Here is a 14,703-nt window from a genome sequence, read left to right on the forward strand (position 1 = left end):
CGAACCCCGATTGGCGGCCCGCGCGCTCATCAGCGGAACTTCGTCGCCGCCGCGCTAGTCGCCTCGCTCGTTCCTTCCGGCCTTCGCCCAGGCTGCGATCGCATATTGTTCACGTTCCCGCGCAAACCGGTCCTGCGTCGCCTTGAACTTCGCGACCCGAGCGGTGATCTCCTCGCGTTCCTTCGTAATTCGTTCCTGCTTTTCATTCTTTGCCATCGATCATCTCCGGTCGCAGCCGAATCGTGTGCGCGGATGAGCGCTCGCGATTAGGGCGCGATTGCGGACAAGCTCCGCGAACCCATTCCTGCGCAGTGGATTTCCCACTGCGGCGAACGGGGCAGGAACAAGCCGCACCGTTGGTGGTGGAAAAGGCAGCGCCATTGTTGTGATGTCGTGAGCTTCTCGCTAGCGATCACAATGGGAGCCCGTGCCGCCGTCACCGCATTCTGCGCGCCGCAAGCGCCGTTCACGACCTTCGGGGCGAACGCGGCACGAGAGACCACCGAGAATCAGAAACTTGCAAGCGGCCCTTCGGCTTTTCGAAGTTCGTGCGGGAGGTCGTGCGATGGACTCACGAACTTCGAGAGATGGGCTGAGAATGGCAAAATTCGATCTGGATTCCCTGAGCATTGACGAACTGGCCGGGCTGCGCGACGCGGCGGCGGCAAAATTGCTTGAAAAGGTCACCGCGCGGCAGATGGAGCTGGAAGCGGAAATGGAGCGGCTGGCCCAGTTGGGCGGTGGCAAGCCGGGTAAGAAGGTGGCGGCTTCCGCGCCTGCTCCCAAGGCCAAGAAGGCGCAGGATGGGAAAACCGGAACAGCCGGCGATGCCTCAGACTCCGTCTCGGAAGCTGCCTGACCGGGCTTTGCTGACGCGGGCGAGCGCAGGGCGGTAAAGGGAAAAGGCCGTGCTATGATTGGCACGGCCTTTGTCTTGGGACTGCTGCCGATGATTGCAACGGATCTCCAGAGTGGTGTCGCGATGCTCGGCGATATGATCGCCGCCGCATCCGTCGTCGTTCCTTTCACCGGCGCGGGACTTTCCACCGAAACCGGCATCCCGGACTTCCGTTCTCCCGGTGGGGTGTGGGCACGCCATCGGCCGATCTCCTTCGAGGAATTCGTGGCCAGCCAGGACGCCAGGGACGAGGCTTGGCGCCGCCGCTTTGCGATGGAGGCGGTGTTTGCAGCGGCGAAGCCCGGTCGCGGCCACCATGCGCTGGCCTCGCTCTATCGCGCCGGCAAGGTTCCGGCCGTGATCACCCAGAACATCGACAATCTGCACCAGGCGTCGGGCTTTGCCGCTCATCATGTCATCGAGCTGCATGGGAATACAACCTACGCGCGATGCATCGGATGTCGGCAAGATTATGATCTGGCCTGGGTCAAACAACGCTTCGACGCCCAGAAAGCCGCCCCGGATTGCCCAGCTTGCGGCGATCCGGTGAAGACGGCGACGGTTTCGTTCGGTGAAGCCATGCCGGAAGATGCGATGCAGCAGGCGGCCAATCTGGCCCAGCGCAGCGACCTGTTCCTCGCCATCGGCTCCTCGCTCGTGGTCTGGCCGGCCGCCGGCTTTCCGCTGATGGCAAAGAACGCGGGGGCGAAGCTCGTGATCATCAACCGGGAACCGACGGAGCAGGACGACGTTGCCGATCTCGTGATCCATCACGATATCGGAGAGACCCTGTCTCCCTTCGTTCGCAATTGAATCGAAATCGAAGCGCACCCTGCAAGACTGTTCAAAGGTTCCGGCGGCTTTGATTTTTATCTATGCGCGAGGCAAGGGAATGTTATCTTTTGGTTCGAGAGATTCGCGTGATTCATCGTGAGTAGAGTTGATGAGTGCGCATGAGGGCGCCGTTGCAGGGGTGGCGGCTCACAAAATCATCTGTGAGGTCCGGGGTTATGGGGTCGGACGAATTTGGGTCCAAGAAGCTCGGAGTACCGGTGCCTGGTGGGTCCGCACCAAGCCGGCTCGGAGATTATCCAAGCGGCGCCGCGCGCGATTCGGCGATTGATGCATTGTCGAGTCTCGGCGAAGATCTTGTCGAAATTGGTGGCGTCATCAAATGGTTCGACGCTTCGAAGGGGTATGGCTTCATTGTCCCGGACAATGGTTGGCCAGACGTTCTTCTGCATGTCACCGTGCTGAGGCGCGACGGCTATCAGACCGCCTACGAAGGCGCGCGTTTGGTTTGCGAGTGCGTGCAGCGGGCGAAAGGATATCAAGCCTTCCGCATCCTTTCGATGGATGAGTCCACCGCGATCCATCCGGCGCAGATGCTGCCGCCGCGGACGCATGTCACCGTCACGCCCACGAGCGGGTTGGAGCGGGCGCAGGTGAAATGGTTCAACCGCCTGCGTGGCTTCGGCTTCGTCACCTGCGGCGAGGGTACTCCGGATATCTTCGTCCACATGGAGACGCTGCGTAGGTTCGGCATGACCGAACTGCGTCCCGGCCAATATGTGCTGGTGCGTTATGGGCCGGGCTCCAAGGGCATGATGGCAGCGGAAATCCATCCGGAAAGCGGATCGCCCGCCATCTCGTCACATTGAATCGCCCGCCCGCAGGGTGATGTCACGAAGTTGTGAAATAAACTGACGTCCACTTTCGGTTGTGGAGGGCCGCGCGCATTTGCCGGACCGGCGCTCCCCAGCCGCCTTGCTGCCGAGGCGGCGAGCGTGTAGGACGTCGGACCACAGAGTTCGGGGTATAGCGCAGCCTGGTAGCGCGGCAGTTTTGGGTACTGCAGGTCGTTGGTTCGAATCCAGCTGCCCCGACCATGTGCTCTCCCCTGGGTGCCCCCTGAGACAACCAGAGCCGCCAAAAGCCATTTCTGATCAAGGCACTTAGTACCCCCTGGCGTCCCCCTAACGCGTCAGTGTATGTCCTTCCCATGCATCAGTTTTTGCCCCGATTTACCCACAGAGCTGGGTCGCCGTTGGGGTGTTCGAATCTGTATTTTAGATCCGAATAAACGAGGGATTCGAACAAGCGACCCGCAGTACCCAAAACCATTGCTCAAGCATCTTGCTGAGGCACTTTCGACTGATCTGGCGGAGCTTTTCGTGATCGTTACCGTCTATGTTGACGAGAGCGGCGCCTATGAATCCGGCTACACCATCTTGGGTGGCTTGGGTCGGAGCTCAGGCCAATGGGCTGGTTTCGATCCAAAGTGGAAGGCGCTTCTGAAAAGAAGCCACTTACTTACCTACTTCCACTCTAAGAAACTTCGCCAATCGAACTGGCCTTGTGGTGCAGATGGAATGTCGGCAGATGCGGGTGCAGACTGACCTCGTCGACGCCGGTGAGGCCGATACGGGTGCGAAAGCTAGCCGCGCACACTCGTCATCCGAACTTCAACTCGGAAACTCCGATTGACTGGCCTTGCTGCCGGATAGGCTGGCGTTCGCGTGCGGAGCGCGGGCTTACGACGTTCTTGCTTGACGCTTCCCCGTACTGAGCTCGTGACCGTCGTTGACTGTTCGATGAGCCGCCAAAAAAATTCGGATGCTCCCGGAGCGGCAAACTCGGGAGCATCCGAAGTTGAGCGGCTGAATCCGGGGAAGGAACATCCGCTATGGTTATCCTCGCCTGAATCGAAAACTATCGTCTTTGCGCTAGATCAAGCACATCGTGCCTGCGACACATTGGCCTGATCGGGGCGTCGTGCCTGCAGCGAGGCCTTGGCAGACGGCGCGAGATAGGGAAGGAAACAGCTGTTAGCCGGCTGTGCCCGTCGCCACCCGCGGCGGCGGCATTTTGAAATGCTGCTTGGCGTAGGCGATGATCTGAGCGTCACTCGGGTGATCGGCCGGCTCGACTGCGACGACGCGCTTGCTGATCGCCGGATGCCTCTCCTGCAGATAATGGGCAAGCTCCGTCTTCGCACCGGCCGGGCCGATAATGAGGATTTCCCCGGCATCGCCGAGCGCGTTCGCGACCTCCTCAAGGAAATGCTTGTCGGTTGCCGCGTGCCCGCTGCCGATCGAACTGGCCTTGTGGTGCAGATGGCGCGTCGGCAGATGCGGGTGCAGACTGACCTCGTCGGCGCCAGTGAGGCCGATATGGAATACTTTCGCCTCGACGTGATCGAGCCACACGACGGCATGAAAATGGGTCGGCATAATCTGATCCTTTCAGCGAGGCCGCATCGGGTTGCATGCGAGCGGATGCGCTCAGTGCAGCACGACCTCGGGTTCGTGACCGACCATTAGCGGCGACCGTCCGGCCGCGATTGACACAGGTCAACCGTGCACCTGCAGCCTTCACTTCGCATCAGAAGCATCGATGGCGCGGCCGAGCGTGAACTGGCCGACCGGGCCTTCGATGTGGAACGGAATGCCACTCACCTTTTCGAACAGGTCGATATTGCCGGTGCCGACCGCACAGGCGCCGAGCCCCATGTCGGCCGCCATCAGATAGAAAGTCTGCAACAGCCCACCGACATCCTTAAGCGTCAGCGCGTAGGCAATGGCGCTGTATTTCCAGGCCAGCCGTGCAAAGCGCGACGTGACGGTTATCAGGATCTGCGGGTGGCCGGCGGCGTCCATTGCGAACTGCGCCGAATCCAGCATTGCGGTAAGCAGCTCGGGCCGGGCTGGAATCGCTACCAGTGCATGTGCGTCGGCATCATAATGATAGAGCCCGGTAGCCAGGCCGTCGCAATTGGCCACTGTCAGATACAGCTCGAGCTCGTAGGCACTGCCGCCGGACGGATAGGGCCGTCGCGTGTAGTCGAGCACCGGGCTGTCGCTCTCGTCGTCGAGACTGCTCTCCCAGCGCGACAACACCCGCGCGGTGCCGTCGAGAAACAGCGACAGCTCGGCCAGCGTGATCGGCCTCTGGTCATCATAGTCGCGCACCGAATGCCGCGAGCGAAACAGTCTTGCGGCGGCGGAGGCCGTTTCGGCCGGCGCAGCGAGCGCCGGCTGAAGATCGATCCGCTCGCCCGGCCAATTGGGCCGAATGGCGGGCGGCGGCTCGATCCAACCCACATAGGGATAGACGCCGCCCAGCGGATTGGCCTGGCGCCCCTCGGTGCTGCGGGCATGAAACAGCAGATCGTGGAAGTCCCACATCACCAGGGCTTCGTCGCCCTCGCTCGGGCGCTGGCCGTCATCATCGGGCCTGTCCAACCGGAACAGGATGCCGCAATCCAGCAGCAAGGCAAGCAGCTCGATGCCGGGAAATCCGGACATCGCGCGCAGCTTGCCGACTTTCTGCGGCGCCGCGAGCCCCGTCAGCATCGCAACGACAGCCGGATCTCCGATTCGAAACAGCGCGCCAGAGCGCGGCGATTCCAGCACCATCTCGCTGGCGCGCCGGCGCAGATAGGCAAAGCGTGACAGCACGATGGTCTCGCCATTGCCGAGTTTTGGGATCTGCGGCCGATAGTCCGGCATCTGCGGCTCGATCACGGCGAGTGCATGGCCATCGGCCCTGCGCGCCAGGACATATTCGACGAGGCCTTGGCGCGCGAGCAGTTGGACGAGCTTCGCAAGCTCCTGCTCCAGCGGCTTGGCGCCCGCCAATGCGGCGAGCTTGATGCCATCTTTCAGAACGTGCGCCCGTTTCGCGGCAGCCTCGCTGAACCTGCCGAGATCCAGCGGGTAGTCGTTGACCACAGCCGACAGATGGTTGCCGCCTGCCGGCTCAAGCGCGACATGCTCGCTGAGCCGCACCGAGAGCACGAGCGGCGCAGCTCGCTGTGGCACCGCTTTCGCTTTCTTCGTCGACGCTGCCGCCTTCTTCGTCGGCTTGTTCATCCGCTTGGCCATGGTGCGTGTCCCGCGATCAGGTATGCGGCAGGAATGGCGTCAGCTCATGCTCCGGGATCGGCGCATCACGCAGGCCGAGCTTGACCGGCACGTCATAGAGCCTGCCGGGCCCGAAGCGGCGGTAGAAATGCCTCAGGCCAGGGACGACGACGCGGACCACGGATACCCCGACGTCCGGCCGGGTCTGGTCGAGCACCAGAAAGTCGTGACCGGCGCGTCTTGCGATCTCGACGGACGCATCGACCTGCTCGCGCGTGGTGCTGCGCGGGATCGCCATTCCCAGTTCGGGACGCGGGATCGGATATTTCGCAGGCCGCAGGAATGGATAATCCTCGAGCCTGAGCGGCGTGATGCCGTCCAGTGTCGGCTTCTCGCCGGAGCCGCCGCCCATCAGCCCAATGGCCAGGAATTGGCTGAGCTCGGTCATGGCGCGGAGAAGCGCAATGCGCGGATCAAAATGCGCGCCGGAGCCGAATTCGATGTTCTCGTGCCCGTCCTGCATCCAATGCATGATGGCGACGAAAGTCGGCACACCGAGATCGCTGGTGATGTCGAGCACCCACAGCTTGCGGCCGGCGTCAGTGAACTGGTTGCGCAAATCGCTGACGTAGGAATCCTCGAAATGATCGAGGTTGACTTCGGCGCGCTGCGAACGGTTGTACCACCAGATCGCGTAAGAATCTCGCTCGACGAGCTCGAGGAAGCCCTGGACGATCGCTTCCTCCAGCGTATTGCCGGCGGCACAGCCGTTGGAATCGGCATGGAACGGGCGCGGGCCGCTGTAGAAGAAATAAAGCTGGCTGGTCGGAACGTATCTGAACTTGTTGTCGCGCAGCGACCACAGCGGCGACCATTCGATTTTCGCAAGCGGATCGAAGGGCTCGGGCGCCGGCTGGGTGTCGTCCTGATGGGTGTGGTTTTGGCGATGCTCGTATTGCACATCGCTGAACAAGAGGATGTCGTTGGGCTTGATCGCATCGCCATCGGCGAAATCCGTAAACCGCTTGGTGGCGCGGATTTCGTCGCCCTGGAAGATGCCGGAGTAGCGCTCGATCGCTTCCATCAGCGCGCTGGCTTCGCCCTGTTCGGCGGTGGAGCCCTTGCCGAAGCTGCCGCCTTCCAGGCCGGACCTCAGCTGGGCGACGCTCTGCGCCGGCGCGGAGAAGTTATGCTGCGCGAAAAAATTGGTGTTCATCGGTAGATCGGCCTCGATCCGCTCGAGCCGTTTGACCACGCCGGTGAGCGGGCTGACGTGCCGCCTGAACCGAGCGACGGTGGCGCGCGAGGTCACGGTGCGATAGCCGCCGGACGTGATCAAAAGCTTGGCACCGGAGCCCAGCGGGATCGGCTCGGGCGCGCGGCGCGGATTGACCAGCTTCTTGTCGCCGCAGGTCGGACATTGCGGTCGCTGGGCGACATAGTGCCTGGCGATGGCGGCACCGGTCAGATCGAAGCTCAAAATGTGATCGTGCAGGTCGGTGCGGAAGCCGGTCGCGATCGCCTTGGCGATCTCCATCGCCGCAAACTGGATCGCATTCTGGCCGAGCGGGTTGCGGGCGAGGGGAGAGGTCGCCACGGCGCGCGCGCCGCCGCGATCGAGAAAGCCCTTGATCTCGCGATTGCGGATCATGCGGTCGAACAGGCAGGTCCAGCACCCGGTATGGCCGGGCTGAAACACCGGGCCGACCAGCGGGGCGATACCGGATGGCTGCACCAGAAGCCACGGCGTGTTGTCAGCCACGCGTTTTTGATTGAGCGCGGTGAGTTGCGGTTCCAGATAATCGTTGACGAGCGTGATCGTGAGGTCGGCAGATCGTGCGACGACGCGCACACCAAGCTTGCCCAGAGCTGAACTCAGCTCAGCCGCGCCCTTCACGTCGATGGCTTCGATCCGAACCTTGCATTTTGCCAGATTCTGCGCGGCCGCCTCGGGCGGCAGGCCGATGCTGGCCCAATAGCCGGCGAGCACGTCGCCATTCGATGCTCCGCCATTGACGACATAGCGGCGTTCGAGCAGGCGGTTGATTGCCTCTTCGATCTTCTCGGCAGGGAAGGTCTTGCCGAGCTTGGCGATCAGATCGCCCCGGCTTTTGCCACCTTGTCCGATCGCAGATGCAAGCGCGCAATAGAGCTCGCCATGGAGGAAGAATTTTCGATCCTCGGAATAGACGCAGACCACGTCCGGCGGCAGAACATAGGCGGTGAAATTCGGCGCGAATTGCAGTGTGCTCTTGCTGGCCCGCGACGCCGAACCGGTTCGGGAGCGCGCCGATTTTTGGGGGCGTGTCGTCATGGTGTAACGTCCCTGCGAATGTGTGCTGGCGATGCCGCGCGACCGGGGACGCCCGTTTCGGTGACAGGAATGTCCTGGAGCTGAATCGACATACCGGGAGGGCGGGAAGGCAGGTCAGTTCGGAAGAGGAAACCCGAACGGGATCTTGGCTGGCGGCGCAGTCAAGACATGAATGAGCCGGGTCGACCTCGTCGGACCCGGCCATGAGACATTCACATCGATCGGACGATCAATGGGCTGAGCTGGCTCAGCAGAGGCGGCAGGCGCCCCACGAGAGGCAGCAACCGCCGCAGCCTCCGCAACCGCCGCAACGACAGCCACGGCACCCGCGGCAGCCACATCCGCGGCAACCACGGCAGCCGCCGCAGCCGCGCCAAGCGGTCTGCACCTTGGCGTCCGCGTTCTCCTTGTCGAACAGATGGAAGGTCGAGAGCGAGATGTCGGCGATTTCCTCGTCACTCAGCGTGATCGGATGCGTCGCGGACAGATCGACGGTCTTCGGTGCATCGACGGGCATGGTGGCGGCCGATGCGGCACCGACCATCGAGAAGCCTAATCCGGCAGCGCCAAGCGCAGGCACCGCAGCCTTTACCGCACGCTTCCGCTTCGAAGCTGGCTTTGCTTGTGGCATCGTTACATCCTCCGTTCCCTCGAAAGGTCTGTGTCGATCCGCCCCACTTTGATAGTACGCTGCACCTTCGTGACACGCAAGGCAGGAGAAAGATTTGCTTGGCGCAACGTTTTGCTTTCATTCATCTTTGTGAACGTCGGTGATGTCAGACTGGCACGGCACAGAGCCCACACAATCACGATCGCTCTTGATTGTTCCTCGCGACAGCCGCTTCAACTGTGAATGTGGCGTTGCAACAAGCGCGGCAGAGCTGAGCTCATGACCAGCAACCATGGACATTTTGTGTGGTACGAATTGCTGACCACCGACATGGGGGCGGCCGAGGGCTTTTATCGCGAGGTGGTTGGGTGGGATGCTCGCGACGCATCGACACAGCAATTTCCTTACCGCCTGCTGACCAACGCCGAGGCTCCCGTGTGCGGGGTAATGGCGTTGCCCCCGGAGGCGCTGCGCAGCGGCGCTATGCCGCGATGGGCCGGCTACGTCGCTGTCGCCGACGCGGATGCAGCTGCCGAACGGCTCCGGGCGCTGGGAGGCCGGGTCTACGTTCCGCCCACCGACAGCAATATCGGCCGGATCGCCATCGTTGCGGACCCGCAGACGGCGACCCTGGCTTTGGTCGAGGGGCTGAAGTTTGCGCCGCCGCGCGCAACGGCTGCAACCGTCGGGCGGGTCGGCTGGCACGAACTGCTGGCGGCCGATGGGCCTGCGGCCTTCAGCTTCTATAGCTCTTGGCTGGGTTGGCAGAAGGCGGCCGATGATGTCGGGGCGATCGAGGGATACCAGCTGTTCTCGGCAGGCGCGGATACCATCGGCGGTATCTTCACCAAGCTGCCCCGGGCGCCGGTCCCGTTCTGGCTCTATTATTTCAATGTTGCCGATCTGACTGCAGCGCTGCAACGCGTTCGCACGCTTGGCGGACGCGTGGCGCAGGGGCCGGTGGAATTGCCGGACGGGATCTGGATCGCGCGGTGCATCGATCCACAGGGCGCAATGTTCGCGCTCCAGGGCAAGCGCCTCGGCGAGATCGAGAAGACTGCTGCGGTCGAGGTCGGTTGGTCGGCGGAGTGGGGTGGCTTTACTTCGCGCGGCCGGATCGTTTCCCCTCCGCTCTCCCAGTCAGCGCAGCGAGACCAGGCGCCTTCCGCGTCCCGCAAGCCGAAGCGTTAGCGCCCGGAGAGGGCGCTTACGTCGGCTTTGGTACCGGCTTGGGCAGGGGCTTGTCCTGACGCTTGGACCAGGAAATGTAATAGGCCACCGTCGTCATGATGGCGATGCCGGCGACACTGACCAGGATCTGGGCAAGCAGCGAACCTGAGCTCATCATGAGCGTGAAGTGGCCGATGAAGGAGAGGAAGACGCCGACGCAGAAGACGGCCAGCGATTGCTGTCCGCAGACCACCAGCGGGTCGAAGAGCTTCCATTCCAGCCCCGACCATTCCTTCGGGACGAAGCGGATCACCAGGATCACGATGACGACGAAATGGAGGAAGCGGTAGGGGGCGAGGTTGGTTTTGTCGTTCGGGTTGAAAGCGCCGTACAGCCAATCCGGAAACATCGCCCCGAAATCGGGAAAGCGTCCGGCCATGGTCATGATCAATGCAAACAGCAAGTAGGCCAGGCAGAAGTACAGGGTGATCGGGGACATGATGATCCCCATGGAGCGACGGGCACCGCCGAGCGCACACCACGAACCGAAGACGAACAGCACCTGCCAGCAATAGGGATTGAAATACCAGGTGCCGACAGGATAGGCAGTGAAATTCCAGTCGAAATGGCGTGCAGCAAGCCAGAGCACGATGGACCCCGCCATCGTGAGATCGGGCTGGCGCAGCATCAGCCATAGCACCGGCGGGAAGAAGCCCATCAGCACGATATAGAGCGGCAGCACGTCCAGATTGACCGGCTTGAACTTCAGGATCAGGCCCTGAGCCAGGGTGTCGGTCGCGTGATCCACCAGCCCCGCGACATTGAACTCGCTGATGATCTCGGAATCGCCGAACCGGCTGGCAAGATAGCTGATGGCCGCGATGTAGATCACGAACAGGACGATGTGGGCGACATAGAGCTGCCAGACGCGCTTGAACAGGCGGGTGGCGCCGACGATGAAGCCACGGTCGATCATCATCCGCGCATAGACGAACGAGGCGGTGTAGCCGGAGATGAACACGAACAGGTCTGCCGCGTCGCTGAACCCGTAATTCCGTGTCGTGATCCAGTTCACCACGTTATCGGGAATGTGATCGAGGAAGATCGCCCAGTTGGCGATGCCGCGGAACAGGTCGAGCCGGAGGTCGCGTCCTTTCTCCGGCAGTGTGGCCTTGATGTTCATGGGGCTGCTTCAACGCGCTGTTTCGAGACGGTCGTCAGGGAGCAGGAGAATCCCATGGCCATCATCGCAGATTGTCATGGGGCGGCAGAATGACTATACGGGTCGAGAAAAGGTGCATCCAGGGGTAGGAATCACCGATCACATTCCTGAAACGTGCCTCTAGCCTATCCCGGAGGTTTCCACCACGCGCTTTACTGTCGCTTTGAGGGCCCGTCCATCGATGACCGCACGTATTTTTAAGCCGGCCAAGAACGCGATGCAATCCGGCAAGGCCAAGACCCGGGAATGGCAGCTCGACTACGAGCCGGAGCAGCCGCGCGCGATCGAGCCGTTGATGGGCTGGACCTCCTCGACCGACATGAAGCAGCAGCTGAGCTTGCGTTTCCACACCAAGGAAGAGGCGATCACCTATTGCGAGCGCAAGGCGATCCCGTACCAGGTGATCGAGCCGAAGGAGCCGGCGCAGCGCCAGATCGCCTATGCCGACAACTTTTCGTTCCGCCGCGGCGAGCCCTGGACGCATTAAATCTGGACGCACTAGTCTAAAGCAGCGGCGGCGCTGCTTACTTCGATCCAGCCGGTGGCGGCTCGATGGGCAAGGGCGCGTCCTTTGCCACGCCGAGCACTGGGAAGCTGCGGATGGCGCGGATGCCGGGCAGGGCAGCAAATTGCCGGAGCTGCCGGCTCATACCGTCGACACCGGTCGAGACGCATTTCAGCAGGAAATCTGCTTCGCCTGACAGGCGCCAGCATTGCTGGACCAGAGGGAGCGCCGCGATCGCGGCTTCGAACGCCGCGATCGCCGCTTGTTGCTGGCTTGCGAGCTGGATCGTGACGAAGGTGACCACCTCATAGCCCAGCGCCTTCTCGTCCAGGCTGGCGCGGATCGTCTTGATCACGCCGCGGCTGCGTAGCGCTCGCATCCGCCTCAGACAGTTGGAATGGGAGATGCCGATCCGGTCGGCGAGTTCGTTGTTGCGAAGCCGGCCGTCGCTCTGCAACTCCGCCAGGATCCTCCGATCGATATCGTCCAGCAATGTGCCCTCTGTCATACGGTCCGGTCCGTGCCGTCACAGCCGGCAGGTTGGATGTCGCGCGCTCTGCCTGTGGCAGCGGGCTGCGCGGCTTGCGGCATCACGCCCGAGAGGACCAGCTTTTCATGGGCGGCGATGATCGCGTCCCTGGTGAGCCGTCCGCCCGGCCGATACCACGTGCAAACACCGGTCAGGAGCGCAATGATCGCGAAGGTTGCGACCTGGATGTCGACGACGTCAAAGACGCCGTCCGCAACGCCTTCGGCGAGAATGTCGGCCAGGCGCTGTTCATAGGTCGTGCGCAGCGCCACGATCGCGGCGTAATTCCTGGGTTCCAGGCTGCGCAGCTCCGAATTGGCGATGAAGACCTCGCGCTTCCTGGCCATGTGGTAGGTGACGTGAAAGGCCACGAAGGCGCGCAGCCTCTCGGTCGGACCTTCCTTGTCCTGCAGCGCCTGTTCGAGGGCGCGCAGCAGCGTGTTCATGTGTTCCTGCACCAGATCGAACAGTAGGTCCTGTTTGGTGCTGATGTGGTTGTAGAGCGACCCAGGCTGGATGCCGACCTCGGCGGCGAGTTGACGTAGGCTCATCGCGGCGTAGCCGTGTTCGAAGATCAGACGCAGGCCCGCTTTGCGGATCGCCTCCATCGTGGTCGGGCCGTGTGAGCCGATCGTGCGTGCCATCTCGTGCCTGCCCTGAGTCCTCCCAGCCCGATCGAGACCGGCGAGCCGCGATCCGACGCTCTCACGAAATTCCCATAGTTTCAATGGACTAGCTGACTGCGGCCAAACGAAACTATTGCTTGAGCCTGAATTAAAAAAACGTATGATCGTTTAATTCCTTGGGAGAAATAGTGGCGAGCGCCAAGTCGGAGCCACAGGGCGAGGGAGGGACAGCGTGGGCGTAAAGATGATAGACCCGGCTGTGTTGCGGCCGGGCTCGGATCCGGGCTCGCCTGGACTGGGTTCAGGTGGCTTTCCTCCCTCGCTACTTTTCCACCCTCGCTAAAGGCGCCGGTGATGACACTTCATTCCACGATTGATCCGGCGTCCGCCGATTTTGCGCGCAATGCGGACGCGATGCGCACGCTGGTTGCCGATCTCCGCGCCAAGCTCGACCAGGTGGCGGACGGCGGCGGCGAGGCGTCGCGCAACCGGCACCTTGCCCGTGGCAAGATGCTGGCGCGCCAGCGCGTCGATCTGCTGCTGGACCCTGGCACCGCCTTTCTCGAACTGTCGCCGCTCGCGGCCTACGGCCTGTATGGCGGCGATGTGCATTCGGCCAGCATCGTCACAGGCGTCGGGCGGATCGCGGGGCGGGAATGCGTCGTCGTCGCCAACGATGCCACCATCAAGGGCGGCACCTACTACCCGATGACGGTGAAGAAGCACCTGCGCGCGCAGGACATCGCGCGGCAGAACAATCTGCCCTGCGTCTACATGGTGGATTCCGGGGGCGCCTTCCTGCCGCTGCAGGACGAGATATTCCCCGACGAGCGCCATTTCGGCCGCATCTTCTACAACCAGGCGCAGATGTCGGCGCAAGCCATCCCGCAGATTGCGATCGTGATGGGCTCCTGCACCGCGGGCGGGGCTTATGTGCCGGCGATGTCGGACGAGAGTATCATCGTGCGCAACCAAGGCACGATCTTCCTCGGCGGCCCGCCACTGGTGAAGGCCGCTACAGGCGAGGTGGTCAGCGCCGAGGAGCTCGGCGGCGCCGATGTGCATTCGCGCCAGTCCGGCGTCACCGATCACTACGCGCAGAACGATGCCCATGCGATCGGGATCGCCCGGCGGATTGTCTCCACCCTGAAGCCGCCGGCTGCGCGTGTCGCGCTCAACATGCGCGAGGTTCGCGAGCCCTTGTTCGCGGCCGAGGAAATCTATGGGGTGGTGCCGGTCGACGGCCGCAAGCCGTTCGATGTGCGCGATATCATCACGCGCGTGGTCGATGGTTCCGAGTTCGACGAGTTCAAGAAGCTGTATGGCCAGACGCTGGTGTGCGGCTTCGCTCATATCTGGGGTTATCCGGTCGGCATCATCGCCAATAACGGCATCCTGTTCAGCGAGAGCTCGCTGAAGGGCGCGCATTTCATCGAGCTGTGCTGCCAGCGTGGCATTCCTCTGGTGTTCCTGCAGAACATCACCGGCTTCATGGTCGGCAAGAAATACGAGGCCGGCGGCATCGCGCGTGACGGCGCCAAGCTGGTCACGGCCGTCGCAACCGCGTCCGTGCCGAAATTCACGGTCGTGATCGGCGGCTCCTACGGCGCCGGCAATTACGGCATGTGCGGCAGAGCCTATTCGCCGCGCTTTCTATGGATGTGGCCGAACGCGCGGATCTCGGTCATGGGCGGCGAGCAGGCGGCAATGGTGCTGAGCCAGGTCCGCCGCGACAACATCGAGGCCAAGGGCGAGAACTGGCCGGTCGAGGAGGAAGAGAAATTCCGCGCGCCGATCCGGGCGCAATATGAAAGCCAGGGCAATCCCTATTACGCGACCGCGCGGCTATGGGATGACGGCGTGATCGATCCGGCCGACACCCGCCTGGTGCTCGGACTTGGGCTGTCCGCCGCCGCGAACGCGCCGATCGAGCCGACCAAGTTCGGCCTGTTCAGGATGTGAAG

The 14,703-nt window shown here is 62.5% G+C and carries 15 protein-coding genes and 1 tRNA gene; 8 read left to right on the top strand and 8 right to left on the bottom strand.

Annotated features, from left to right (window positions below):
* Positions 1-54: 54 nt before the first annotated feature.
* Positions 55-216, bottom strand: coding sequence for a hypothetical protein (locus tag QX071_RS17125; protein ID WP_315703815.1), 162 nt, complete (start codon positions 214-216; stop codon positions 55-57).
* A 382-nt stretch (positions 217-598) separates the two neighbouring features.
* Between QX071_RS17125 and QX071_RS17130 the strand changes: the two genes are divergently transcribed.
* The 5 genes from QX071_RS17130 to QX071_RS17150 all read left to right on the top strand — a co-directional run bounded on the left by QX071_RS17130 (position 599) and on the right by QX071_RS17150 (position 3,297).
* Positions 599-859, top strand: coding sequence for a hypothetical protein (locus tag QX071_RS17130; RefSeq protein ID WP_315703816.1), 261 nt, complete (start codon positions 599-601; stop codon positions 857-859).
* A gap of 90 nt (positions 860-949) precedes the next feature.
* The gene (locus QX071_RS17135; protein WP_315703817.1) at positions 950-1,711 is read left to right on the top strand and encodes an SIR2 family NAD-dependent protein deacylase; all 762 of its coding nucleotides are present in this window, start codon (positions 950-952) and stop codon (positions 1,709-1,711) included.
* Between the two features lie 197 nt (positions 1,712-1,908).
* A complete protein-coding gene (locus QX071_RS17140; protein ID WP_315703818.1) occupies positions 1,909-2,559 on the top strand; it encodes a cold-shock protein in 651 nt (216 codons plus the stop codon).
* Between the two features lie 151 nt (positions 2,560-2,710).
* Positions 2,711-2,787, top strand: a tRNA-Pro gene (locus QX071_RS17145).
* 285 nt (positions 2,788-3,072) lie between these two features.
* Complete coding sequence (locus tag QX071_RS17150) at positions 3,073-3,297, top strand: hypothetical protein (protein ID WP_315703819.1); 225 nt, start codon at positions 3,073-3,075, stop codon at positions 3,295-3,297.
* Positions 3,298-3,726: 429 nt separating this feature from the next.
* On the opposite strand, the gene QX071_RS17155 is transcribed toward QX071_RS17150, so the two are convergent.
* The 4 genes from QX071_RS17155 to QX071_RS17170 all read right to left on the bottom strand — a co-directional run bounded on the left by QX071_RS17155 (position 3,727) and on the right by QX071_RS17170 (position 8,708).
* On the bottom strand, positions 3,727-4,131 hold the full coding sequence (locus tag QX071_RS17155) for a translational machinery protein (protein ID WP_315703820.1): 405 nt from the start codon (positions 4,129-4,131) through the stop codon (positions 3,727-3,729).
* 141 nt (positions 4,132-4,272) lie between these two features.
* Positions 4,273-5,784, bottom strand: coding sequence for a SagB family peptide dehydrogenase (locus QX071_RS17160; protein WP_315703821.1), 1,512 nt, complete (start codon positions 5,782-5,784; stop codon positions 4,273-4,275).
* A 16-nt stretch (positions 5,785-5,800) separates the two neighbouring features.
* Positions 5,801-8,077, bottom strand: coding sequence for a TOMM precursor leader peptide-binding protein (locus QX071_RS17165; RefSeq protein ID WP_315703822.1), 2,277 nt, complete (start codon positions 8,075-8,077; stop codon positions 5,801-5,803).
* A 247-nt stretch (positions 8,078-8,324) separates the two neighbouring features.
* Positions 8,325-8,708, bottom strand: coding sequence for a hypothetical protein (locus tag QX071_RS17170; RefSeq protein ID WP_315703823.1), 384 nt, complete (start codon positions 8,706-8,708; stop codon positions 8,325-8,327).
* 258 nt (positions 8,709-8,966) lie between these two features.
* Here QX071_RS17170 and QX071_RS17175 point away from each other — a divergent pair, with 258 nt between their 5' ends.
* Positions 8,967-9,878 carry a VOC family protein gene (locus QX071_RS17175; RefSeq protein ID WP_315703824.1) on the top strand — a complete coding sequence of 304 codons (912 nt, stop codon included), beginning with the start codon at positions 8,967-8,969 and terminating at the stop codon, positions 9,876-9,878.
* Between the two features lie 16 nt (positions 9,879-9,894).
* Here QX071_RS17175 and QX071_RS17180 read toward each other — a convergent pair whose 3' ends face one another.
* A complete protein-coding gene (locus tag QX071_RS17180; protein WP_315703825.1) occupies positions 9,895-11,040 on the bottom strand; it encodes an OpgC domain-containing protein in 1,146 nt (381 codons plus the stop codon).
* A 220-nt stretch (positions 11,041-11,260) separates the two neighbouring features.
* Between QX071_RS17180 and QX071_RS17185 the strand changes: the two genes are divergently transcribed.
* Positions 11,261-11,566 (top strand): ETC complex I subunit, encoded by a 306-nt coding sequence (locus QX071_RS17185; protein WP_315703826.1) that lies wholly within the window; start codon positions 11,261-11,263, stop codon positions 11,564-11,566.
* Positions 11,567-11,603: 37 nt separating this feature from the next.
* Here the strand turns inward: QX071_RS17185 and QX071_RS17190 are convergent, their stop codons facing one another.
* Positions 11,604-12,092 (bottom strand): Lrp/AsnC family transcriptional regulator, encoded by a 489-nt coding sequence (locus tag QX071_RS17190; protein ID WP_315703827.1) that lies wholly within the window; start codon positions 12,090-12,092, stop codon positions 11,604-11,606.
* Positions 12,089-12,757 (bottom strand): TetR/AcrR family transcriptional regulator, encoded by a 669-nt coding sequence (locus QX071_RS17195; RefSeq protein WP_315703828.1) that lies wholly within the window; start codon positions 12,755-12,757, stop codon positions 12,089-12,091. The genes QX071_RS17190 and QX071_RS17195 overlap by 4 nt, the downstream gene beginning before the upstream one ends.
* Before the next feature lie 336 nt (positions 12,758-13,093).
* Here QX071_RS17195 and QX071_RS17200 point away from each other — a divergent pair, with 336 nt between their 5' ends.
* Complete coding sequence (locus QX071_RS17200; RefSeq protein ID WP_315703829.1) at positions 13,094-14,701, top strand: carboxyl transferase domain-containing protein; 1,608 nt, start codon at positions 13,094-13,096, stop codon at positions 14,699-14,701.
* Positions 14,702-14,703 lie beyond the last annotated feature (2 nt).

The sequence above is a fragment of the Bradyrhizobium sp. SZCCHNS1022 genome, from assembly GCF_032484835.1.
Classification (GTDB): domain Bacteria; phylum Pseudomonadota; class Alphaproteobacteria; order Rhizobiales; family Xanthobacteraceae; genus Bradyrhizobium.

Coding starts and splice junctions, on each gene's coding strand:
- QX071_RS17125 (WP_315703815.1), bottom strand. CDS start 216: ATGGCAAAGAATGAAAAGCAGGAACGAATTACGAAGGAACGCGAGGAG.
- QX071_RS17130 (WP_315703816.1), top strand. CDS start 599: ATGGCAAAATTCGATCTGGATTCCCTGAGCATTGACGAACTGGCCGGG.
- QX071_RS17135 (WP_315703817.1), top strand. CDS start 950: ATGATTGCAACGGATCTCCAGAGTGGTGTCGCGATGCTCGGCGATATG.
- QX071_RS17140 (WP_315703818.1), top strand. CDS start 1,909: ATGGGGTCGGACGAATTTGGGTCCAAGAAGCTCGGAGTACCGGTGCCT.
- QX071_RS17155 (WP_315703820.1), bottom strand. CDS start 4,131: ATGCCGACCCATTTTCATGCCGTCGTGTGGCTCGATCACGTCGAGGCG.
- QX071_RS17160 (WP_315703821.1), bottom strand. CDS start 5,784: ATGGCCAAGCGGATGAACAAGCCGACGAAGAAGGCGGCAGCGTCGACG.
- QX071_RS17165 (WP_315703822.1), bottom strand. CDS start 8,077: ATGACGACACGCCCCCAAAAATCGGCGCGCTCCCGAACCGGTTCGGCG.
- QX071_RS17170 (WP_315703823.1), bottom strand. CDS start 8,708: ATGCCACAAGCAAAGCCAGCTTCGAAGCGGAAGCGTGCGGTAAAGGCT.
- QX071_RS17175 (WP_315703824.1), top strand. CDS start 8,967: ATGACCAGCAACCATGGACATTTTGTGTGGTACGAATTGCTGACCACC.
- QX071_RS17180 (WP_315703825.1), bottom strand. CDS start 11,040: ATGAACATCAAGGCCACACTGCCGGAGAAAGGACGCGACCTCCGGCTC.
- QX071_RS17185 (WP_315703826.1), top strand. CDS start 11,261: ATGACCGCACGTATTTTTAAGCCGGCCAAGAACGCGATGCAATCCGGC.
- QX071_RS17190 (WP_315703827.1), bottom strand. CDS start 12,092: ATGACAGAGGGCACATTGCTGGACGATATCGATCGGAGGATCCTGGCG.
- QX071_RS17195 (WP_315703828.1), bottom strand. CDS start 12,757: ATGGCACGCACGATCGGCTCACACGGCCCGACCACGATGGAGGCGATC.
- QX071_RS17200 (WP_315703829.1), top strand. CDS start 13,094: ATGACACTTCATTCCACGATTGATCCGGCGTCCGCCGATTTTGCGCGC.